The following is a 9,224-nucleotide window of genomic DNA, read 5'->3' as shown; positions in this document are numbered from 1 at the left end:
AGGGCAGCGACCAGCACCAGGGATGTTGCCAACACGCCTTGTTGTCCTTATGGCTTTTTTACGGCAGTGAATATATAGCGTTTGCAGGGACTGTTGTGGGAGCGGGTTCACCCGCGAAGAAGGCGACCCGGTGTATGGCACCGGCCCTGCCGGTGTTCGCGGGTGAACCCGCTGCCACAGAGATCGCACCAGCCCTTATGTTTTGAGCGTGCTTGAGTACGCAGTTCAGCCTGTTAACGGGAACGATTGGAACGAATCCGGTCAAACCTTGTGTCCCGAACCCCGCGCCAGGTCATCAAAGAACTGCCCGAGCCATTCGGGTTACGACTTGGAAGCCACTGTTACAGGATTCGGGATGCTTGAACTAGTTGCCGCGTTTATCTGCCTTACCACCCTCCTCACCTATGTAAATTACCGTTTCATCGGCCTGCCCCCCGCCATTGGCGTGATGGTAACGGCGCTGCTGTTTTCCCTGATGCTGCAGGGCCTGAGCCTGATCGGCTTCCCTGGCCTGGAAGCGCGCGTCGAAGGGCTGATGAACCAGATCGACTTCAACGACTTGCTGATGCACTGGATGCTGGCATTCCTGCTGTTCGCCGGCGCCTTGCACGTCAACCTCTCCGACCTGCGCAGCTACCGCTGGCCGATCGGCCTGCTGGCCACCGTCGGGGTGCTGATCGCCACCGTGGTCATCGGCTACCTGTCGCACTGGGTGTTTGCCCTGTTCGGCTGGCAGGTACCGCTGATCTATTGCCTGCTGTTCGGTGCGCTGATCTCGCCCACCGACCCGATTGCCGTACTGGGCGCGCTGCGTACCGCGAATGCCTCCAAACCCTTGAAAACCACCATCGTCGGCGAGTCGCTGTTCAATGACGGCACCGCCGTGGTGGTGTTCACCGTGTTGCTGGGCATTATCCAGCTGGGCGAAACGCCAAGCATGGCCGATACGGCCGTTCTCTTCGCCCGCGAGGCCATCGGCGGTGTAGTGTTCGGCGGGCTGATCGGCTACGCCACCTACCGCATGATCAAGAGTGTCGAGCAATACCAGGTGGAAGTGATGCTGACCCTGGCGCTGGTCATCGGCGGCTCGGCGATGTGCTACGAGCTGCACGTTTCGGCGCCGATCGCCATGGTGGTGGCCGGGCTGATCATCGGCAACCTGGGGCGCAACCTGGCGATGAACGACATGACCCGTCGCTACATGGATGGCTTCTGGGAACTGATCGACGACATGCTCAACGCCCTGCTGTTCGCATTGATCGGCCTGGAACTGTTGCTGCTGCCATTCAACTGGATGCACCTGGCGGCCGGCAGCGTGCTGGCGCTGGCGGTGCTGCTGTCGCGGCTGCTGACGGTGGCCCCGGCGATCGTGCTGCTGCGACGCTGGCGCCCGGTGCCAAAAGGCACGGTGCGTGTACTGACCTGGGGTGGCCTGCGCGGTGGAGTGTCGGTGGCCCTGGCGCTGTCGCTGCCATTGGGCGCAGAACGTGACCTGCTGCTGTCGATCACCTACATCGTGGTGCTGTCGTCGATCCTGGTGCAGGGGTTGAGCATCGGGCGGGTGGTGCGCAAGGTCAGCGACCAGCCTTGAGCAATAGTGCTTGCCTCTTCGCGGGTGAACCCGCTCCCACAGAATCTCCGCTACCTTTCGGGCAGTTAAAACCTTGTGGGAGCGGGTTTACCCGCGAAGAGGCAAGCACCGACAACCGAAATCTATTCGACTGCACTGTCCGGGAACTGGTCTTGAATGTACTTGATCTCGGTCCGCCCATGCGGCGCCGGCAACCCATCCTCGCCAAGGTTGACGAAGACCATCTTGTCGACCGTGAGAATGGCCTTGCGGGTGATCTTGTTGCGCACTTCGCACTTGAGGGTGATCGAGGTGCGGCCAAACTCGGTGGCGGTGATACCCAGCTCGATGATGTCGCCTTGGCGCGAGGCACTGACGAAGTTGATTTCCGATATGTACTTGGTCACCACGCGCTGGTTGCCCAGCTGGACGATGGCGTAGATCGCCGCCTCTTCGTCGATCCAGCGCAACAGGCTGCCACCGAACAAAGTGCCGTTTGGGTTGAGGTCTTCGGGTTTAACCCACTTGCGGGTATGAAAGTTCATCTGTACTCCTGACCTGCTTGGCTAACGTGTAGCAATGATGGCAGAGCGGCCGCTGTCGCTCCATTGAACATCGACTATCGTCGCGATTAATCGACAGAAAACCTTGGGCAAGCCGCCGGGCGCGGCTATAATCTTTGCCGCTTCACATGGCCGCCCACAGCGGCGCCATGCCCGCCACCCGTCCGAGGGGCGCTGCAGCAGGCTAGGCCTGTCAGGCTCGGATGGGGCGTTGCTCGCTCTCGCGGGCGCTTAACGCACAACGGCGCCCATTCGCACACTACGAATGGAGGCTCTCATGAGCGCTGCAAACATGCCTGCTGGTTTTACCGATTACAAAGTCGCCGACATCTCCCTGGCCGCCTGGGGTCGTCGCGAAACCATCATCGCCGAATCGGAAATGCCTGCACTGATGGGCCTGCGTCGCAAGTACCTGGCCGAGCAACCGCTCAAGGGTGCGAAGATTCTGGGCTGCATCCACATGACCATCCAGACCGCCGTGCTGATCGAAACCCTGGTCGCCCTGGGTGCCGAAGTGCGCTGGTCGTCCTGCAACATCTTCTCTACCCAGGACCAGGCCGCCGCGTCCATCGCCGCCGCCGGTATCCCGGTGTTCGCCTGGAAAGGTGAAACCGAGCAGGAGTACGAGTGGTGCCTGGAGCAGACCATCCTCAAGGATGGCCAGCCATGGGACGCCAACATGGTCCTCGACGACGGTGGCGACCTGACCGAGCTGCTGCACAAGAAATACCCGCAAGTGCTGGAGCGCGTGCACGGTGTGACCGAAGAAACCACCACCGGCGTGCACCGCCTGCTGGACATGCTGGCCAAGGGCGAGCTGAAAGTCCCGGCGATCAACGTCAACGACTCGGTTACCAAGAGCAAGAACGACAACAAGTACGGTTGCCGTCACAGCCTGAACGACGCCATCAAGCGTGGTACCGACCACCTGCTGTCGGGCAAGCAGGCCCTGGTGATCGGCTACGGTGACGTGGGCAAGGGCTCGGCCCAGTCGCTGCGTCAGGAAGGCATGATCGTCAAGGTCACCGAAGTCGACCCGATCTGCGCCATGCAGGCCTGCATGGACGGTTTCGAAGTGGTTTCGCCGTTCATCGACGGTATCAACAACGGCACCGAAGCCAGCATCGACAAGGCCCTGCTGGGCAAGATCGACCTGATCGTGACCACCACCGGTAACGTCAACGTCTGCGACGCCAACATGCTCAAGGCGCTGAAGAAGCGTGCCGTAGTGTGCAACATCGGCCACTTCGACAACGAGATCGACACCGCCTTCATGCGCAAGAACTGGGCCTGGGAAGAGGTCAAGCCGCAGGTGCACAAGATCCACCGCACCGGCGCTGGCAGCTTCGACCCGCAGAACGACGACTACCTGATCCTGCTGGCCGAAGGCCGCCTGGTCAACCTGGGTAACGCCACTGGCCACCCAAGCCGCATCATGGACGGCTCGTTCGCCAACCAGGTACTGGCACAGATCTTCCTGTTCGAGCAGAAGTTCGCCGACCTGTCGGCCGAGAAGAAAGCCGAGCGCCTGACTGTTGAAGTACTGCCTAAAAAGCTCGACGAAGAAGTGGCCCTGGAAATGGTCCGCGGCTTCGGCGGCGTGGTCACCCAGCTGACCAAGCAGCAGGCCGACTACATTGGTGTGACCGTCGAAGGCCCGTTCAAGCCGCACGCCTACCGCTACTAAGCGGCAAGCTTGACGGCTCAAGCGGCAAGCAAAGGCAGACCGTGCCATTGCCGCTTGCAGCTCAAGCATCAAGGGTCTTGAACGATGCCCAAGCCAGGCCGGCCATGACCGGTCTGGCTTTTACTTGCAGCCTGCCGCTTGAAGCTTGCTGCTAGAGGAACGCCTGATGTCCCAGGAACGCCGTTACAGTTTCGAGTTCTTCCCGACCAAGACCGATGCCGGTCACGAAAAGCTGATGGGCGTGGCCCGCCAGCTTGCCGCATACAACCCGGACTTCTTCTCCTGCACCTACGGTGCCGGTGGTTCGACCCGCGACCGCACGCTGAACACCGTGCTGCAGCTGGAAAGCGAAGTGAAGGTGCCTGCCGCGCCGCACCTGTCGTGCGTTGGCGACACCAAGGCCGAACTGCGTGCCCTGCTGGCCGAATACAAGGCTGCTGGTATCAAGCGCATCGTTGCCCTGCGTGGTGACCTGCCGTCAGGCATGGGCATGGCCAGTGGCGAACTGCGCTACGCCAGCGACCTGGTCGAATTCATCCGCCAGGAAACCGCCGATCATTTCCACCTGGAAGTGGCCGCCTACCCGGAAATGCACCCCCAGGCCCGCAACTTCGAGGCTGACCTGGCCAACTTCGTGCACAAGGTCAAAGCCGGTGCCGATAGCGCCATTACCCAGTACTTCTTCAACGCCGACAGCTACTTCTACTTCGTCGAGCGCGCGCAGAAGCTGGGCGTGGACATCCCGGTGGTGCCTGGCATCATGCCGATCACCAACTACAGCAAGCTGGCGCGTTTCTCCGATGCCTGTGGCGCCGAGATCCCGCGGTGGATCCGCAAGCAGCTGGAAGCCTATGCCGACGACACCGCCAGCATCCAGGCGTTCGGCGAAGAAGTGATCACTCGCATGTGCGAACAGCTGCTGCAAGGCGGCGCACCGGGCCTGCACTTCTACACCTTGAACCAGGCCGAGCCGAGCCTGGCGATCTGGAACAACCTGAAGCTGCCGCGCTGAAATTTTTTGCAAAATCTGTTTAAGATTTGATTAAGGCTTTGGTCATAGACTAAAGCCTTATTCATTTTCCGGTTAAACAGGTCTTGCCTGCCATGCAGCCCCCCCAGCCATCGCGTCCACAGCTCGTCTACCTGGCTTTTGGCCCGGCAACCTACCATCAGGAAGCCTGCTTCAGCATCGTCAGCGCCCTCGCCCATCTGGATACGGCAGCAGGCGAAGCCATGGACATCCAGGTCTACACCGACAACCCGCAACCTTATGCCGGCCTGCCGGTCACCGTTCACCTGCTGGACGAAGCCACGCGCGAGGCATGGAACGCCCCTCACGGTTACCACTTCCGCAGCAAGCATGTGCTGTTGCGTCAGGTGCTGCAGCAATACCCGCTGGCAGTGCTGATCGACACCGACACCTTCTTCCGCAAGTCGCCGCTGGAGCTGTTTGCCCGGGTAGCCCCAGGCCGCCTGCTGTGCAATGCCATCGGTGCGCGCTATGGCAGCAACCAGAAGTGCCTGCTGTACAAGAACCTGCTGGCTATCCTCGAGTCCAGGGGCCTGGCCGATTGCCAGATGCCACTGGTCAACTCCGGGGTGATTGGCCTCAGCGCGAAAGACGCCGGTACCCTGGACCGCTCCATCGCCATGATGGACGAATTCCACCCCCTGGCTCGCGAGGCCTATACCCTCGAGGAGTTCTGCCTGGCGGTGGCGGCCTACCGCACACTGGAGCTGGCCGAATGCACAGATGTCATTCATCACTACTGGAGCCGCAAGGCGCAGTTTCGCGCCAAGATCCAGGCCTGGCTGCGCAAGCATGGCCATGACCCGCTGAGCCACGCGGCGCTGGCCGACGTGTCCCTGGTCAATGACCAGCTGCCACGGCCGCCGGCCCTGCAACGCCTGGGTTACAAGGCGCTGAGCATGACCCTGCCCAGCCATGAGCGCCAATTTGCCCGCGAGCTGCTGTATGGCTGCTACCCCTACCCCAATGAGTTCGACCGCGCCTGCGCACCAGCCTGGTGGGACAAGGCCCTGGAAAACCTCAATGCCCGCCATGGCCACATGGAGCCCGAGCAACTGCGCCAGTGCCTGCGCCACCCAGGGATGCGCCTGTCACTGGGCGAACGGCGCAAGGATATCGAGGCGCATCTGCTGAGGTCCTCCCAAACTTGATTGAACTGTGGCGGCCTCTTCGCGGGTGAACCCGCTCCCACAGGATCTCTGCTGGCTTGCAGGCTCGTGCTGTACTTGTGGGAGCAGGTTCACCCGCGAAGAGGCCGGCACAGGAGAACATCACGCCCGCTGGCCTTGGAATGGCCGAGCGCGTAATCTCCGGCCATGCCACCCGTCGCCCGTCTGTTCTGGATCCTGTTGCTCGCCTGCCTGAGCCCGCTGGCCCTGGGCGAGCGGCTGCGCCTGGTGACTGATGACTGGGCACCCTATGTGTACCAGCACGACGGCCAGCCGCGCGGCATCGACTACGAAGTCACCACCCGCGTGTTCGAACGCCTTGGCGTCGAAGTGCAGTGGGAATTCCTGCCATGGAAGCGCTGCCTCGCAATGATCGAGCAAGGCCAGGCCGACGGCATCATGGACATTTTCCAGACCGAGTCGCGCCGGCCCTATCTGGTATACGCCCCCGAACCCATGTCGGAAGTCGAGTTCGTCCTGTTCCAGGCCAGCGCACGTCGCCATGCCGTCAAGGCTCTGGCTGACCTTGCCGGCCTCACTGTCGGCACCTCGCCCGGCTACGCTTATGGTGCCGCGTTCAACGAGGCCATACATTTCAGGCGCGAGGCCGCGCCTACCCATGAAGCCAATTTCGGCAAGCTGATGCTGGGCCGCATCGACCTGGCAATCACCGACCGCAGGGTCGGCCATTACCTGCTGCGCCATCTGGGCCTGCAACAGCAGGTCGAGGAGCTGCCACTGGTGATCAGCCGTCAGGCGCAATACCTGGGACTGGTGCGCAAGCCGGGGCGGGAGGCACTGGCCCAGGCCTTCGCCATGGAACTGCAGCGCTTCAAGCAGGAACCGGCTTATGCGGCTATAAGCAACCGCTACACAGACGACATCGGAAACATTCTCAACGCCGTTGAGCAGCAGGAAAGCAGCACAGCGCGATAGCTCTGTTATACTCGGGCCTTCCCGCCCGGCTCACGCCCGGACGCTCGGCCTCGCAACAGGCATCCCGATCGGCATCGACGCGCCTTCGCGTCCACCCTCCGCTACCCGGATGTGCAGTGAAAGCCCAGCTGGACCGGACGCGATCGCATCCCACCGATGCCCGTCGCGCCAGGCAGAACATCCCAAACGGGCCCAGCCCACACGAGAACAGGATTGCCCATGTCCTTTGCTTCCCTCGGTCTCTCCGAGGCTCTTGTCCGCGCTATCGAGGCTGCGGGCTATACCCAGCCGACCCCCGTGCAACAGCGGGCGATTCCCGCCGTGTTGCAAGGCCGCGACCTGATGGTCGCCGCACAGACAGGTACTGGTAAAACCGGCGGTTTCGCCCTGCCGATCCTCGAGCGCCTGTTCCCGGCCGGCCACCCCGACAAGTCGCAGCGCCACGGCCCGCGCCAACCTCGCGTGCTGGTCCTGACCCCGACCCGTGAACTGGCAGCCCAGGTGCATGACAGCTTCAAGGTCTATGCCCGTGACCTTCCACTGGTCAGCGCCTGCATTTTCGGCGGCGTCGGCATGAACCCGCAGATCCAAGCCATTGCCAAGGGTGTGGACGTGCTGGTCGCCTGCCCCGGCCGCCTGCTGGACCTGGCCGGCCAAGGCAAGGTTGACCTGGCCCACGTGGAAATCCTGGTGCTGGACGAAGCCGACCGCATGCTCGACATGGGCTTCATCCATGACGTCAAGAAGGTCCTCGCTCGCCTGCCGGCCAAGCGCCAGAACCTGTTGTTCTCGGCCACCTTCTCCAAGGACATCACCGACCTCGCCGACAAGCTCCTGCACAACCCGGAGCGTATCGAGGTCACCCCGCCGAACACTACCGTCGAGCGTATCGAACAGCGCGTCTACCGCCTGCCGGCCAGCCACAAGCGCGCACTGCTGGCGCACCTGATCACCCAGGGTGCCTGGGAACAGGTGCTGGTGTTCACCCGCACCAAGCACGGCGCCAACCGCCTGGCCGAGTACCTGGAAAAGCACGGCCTGACCGCCGCCGCAATCCACGGCAACAAGAGCCAGAACGCCCGCACAAAGGCGCTGGCCGACTTCAAGGCCAATAGCGTTCGCGTGCTGGTCGCCACCGACATCGCCGCCCGTGGCCTGGACATCGACCAATTGCCGCACGTGGTCAACTTCGAGCTGCCGAATGTCGAGGAAGACTACGTCCACCGCATTGGCCGTACCGGCCGTGCCGGTCGTTCGGGCGAGGCCATTTCCATGGTTGCGCCGGATGAAGAGAAACTGCTCAAGAGCATCGAGCGGGTGACCAGGCAGAAGATCCCGGACGGCGACCTGATGGGCTTCGACGCCAGCCAGGTAGAAGCCGAAAAGCCTGAAGTGCGCGAACGCCAGCAGAACAACGGCCGTGGTGGCCGTAACCAGCAGGCCCGCGGCGAAGGCGGCAAAGATGCCAACGGCGGCCGCAAGGACAAGGGCAAGGATAAAGGCAAGGCCAAGCAACAGGCTGCGGACAAGCCGGCCGACAAGGAAAAGAGCGGCGACAAGCAACAGCAGCAACGCAAGCCGCGTGACAAGAAGCCGCGCCAGCAGCAACAGCAGGCCAGCAACAGCAGCGCGCCGAAAGCGCCTGTCGACCGTGATCCGGAAGAATTCCTGGACGACGATATCGACAACTTCGGCAACCGTGCCGACTATGTCAGCCCGTACCAGGGCAAGAACCAGGGCCGCAATCGCCGCCCGGGTAGCAATGCCGGCCAAGGTCAGGGTAATGGCCAGCGCAGCAACGCCGGTGGCCAAGCTCGCAATAGCGGCCAGCCGCGCAGCGGCGGTGGCGGCGGTGGCGGCGAGAAACGTCCGCCCCGGGCCAACAATGGTGGCGGTGCCCGTCGTGATGGCGGCGGCCGTGGTCGCCCGGCCCGTGACGATGCTGCCCGGCAAGAGCCGGCCGTGCGCAACCCACGCCAGCCGGAAAAACAGCCAGTGATCATCCGCAAGGAGTCCAAGCTCGACCGTTACCCGACGCCCGAGCAGCTGGATGACCTGCCAAGCCGGCCGCGCGGTGAGCGCCCGGCGCTGCTGACCCGCAAGGGCTGACAGAAGCACCGAGGGGGCTGCTTCGCAGCCCTATCGCGACACAAGGCCGCTCCTTGTATGTTGTGTCTGGCCTAGCGGGAGAGGTTATTCTCGTCGGGCTGAAGAAGCACTTCCGGGGAGGCCGATCGCTCCTGAAGGCAGGCATTGCCCCTGACCTTGT

7 protein-coding genes and 1 riboswitch are annotated in these 9,224 nt (G+C 62.7%); of the genes, 6 read left to right on the top strand and 1 reads right to left on the bottom strand.

Features of this window, described 5'->3' with window-relative positions; all coding sequences use genetic code 11:
* Positions 1 to 355 precede the first annotated feature (355 nt).
* Positions 356 to 1,591 carry a sodium:proton antiporter gene (locus tag J5M58_RS21505; protein ID WP_112249374.1) on the top strand — a complete coding sequence of 412 codons (1,236 nt, stop codon included), beginning with the start codon at positions 356 to 358 and terminating at the stop codon, positions 1,589 to 1,591.
* A gap of 122 nt (positions 1,592 to 1,713) precedes the next feature.
* Here the strand turns inward: J5M58_RS21505 and J5M58_RS21500 are convergent, their stop codons facing one another.
* Positions 1,714 to 2,115: an acyl-CoA thioesterase gene (locus tag J5M58_RS21500; RefSeq protein ID WP_009399312.1), complete on the bottom strand. Its 402-nt coding sequence runs from the start codon at positions 2,113 to 2,115 to the stop codon at positions 1,714 to 1,716.
* 178 nt (positions 2,116 to 2,293) lie between these two features.
* Positions 2,294 to 2,390, top strand: a riboswitch (S-adenosyl-L-homocysteine riboswitch).
* Between the two features lie 20 nt (positions 2,391 to 2,410).
* Between J5M58_RS21500 and ahcY the strand changes: the two genes are divergently transcribed.
* The 5 genes from ahcY to J5M58_RS21475 all read left to right on the top strand — a co-directional run bounded on the left by ahcY (position 2,411) and on the right by J5M58_RS21475 (position 9,064).
* Positions 2,411 to 3,820: an adenosylhomocysteinase gene (gene ahcY / locus J5M58_RS21495; RefSeq protein ID WP_025340892.1), complete on the top strand. Its 1,410-nt coding sequence runs from the start codon at positions 2,411 to 2,413 to the stop codon at positions 3,818 to 3,820.
* A gap of 166 nt (positions 3,821 to 3,986) precedes the next feature.
* Positions 3,987 to 4,832, top strand: a complete 846-nt coding sequence (gene metF / locus J5M58_RS21490; RefSeq protein WP_025340893.1) for a methylenetetrahydrofolate reductase [NAD(P)H] — start codon at positions 3,987 to 3,989, stop codon at positions 4,830 to 4,832.
* A gap of 92 nt (positions 4,833 to 4,924) precedes the next feature.
* Positions 4,925 to 6,001 carry a hypothetical protein gene (locus J5M58_RS21485; RefSeq protein ID WP_112249373.1) on the top strand — a complete coding sequence of 359 codons (1,077 nt, stop codon included), beginning with the start codon at positions 4,925 to 4,927 and terminating at the stop codon, positions 5,999 to 6,001.
* A 165-nt stretch (positions 6,002 to 6,166) separates the two neighbouring features.
* Positions 6,167 to 6,955 (top strand): ABC transporter substrate-binding protein, encoded by a 789-nt coding sequence (locus tag J5M58_RS21480; protein ID WP_207879531.1) that lies wholly within the window; start codon positions 6,167 to 6,169, stop codon positions 6,953 to 6,955.
* Positions 6,956 to 7,174: 219 nt separating this feature from the next.
* The gene (locus J5M58_RS21475) at positions 7,175 to 9,064 is read left to right on the top strand and encodes a DEAD/DEAH box helicase (protein WP_207879528.1); all 1,890 of its coding nucleotides are present in this window, start codon (positions 7,175 to 7,177) and stop codon (positions 9,062 to 9,064) included.
* The last annotated feature ends 160 nt before the right edge of the window (positions 9,065 to 9,224 follow it).

The sequence above is a fragment of the Pseudomonas sp. 32_A genome (assembly GCF_017490905.1).
Classification (GTDB): Bacteria; Pseudomonadota; Gammaproteobacteria; order Pseudomonadales; family Pseudomonadaceae; genus Aquipseudomonas; species Aquipseudomonas inefficax.
Note: the sequence above shows the minus strand (reverse complement) of the source record. Positions and strands in the feature narration are given on the sequence as shown.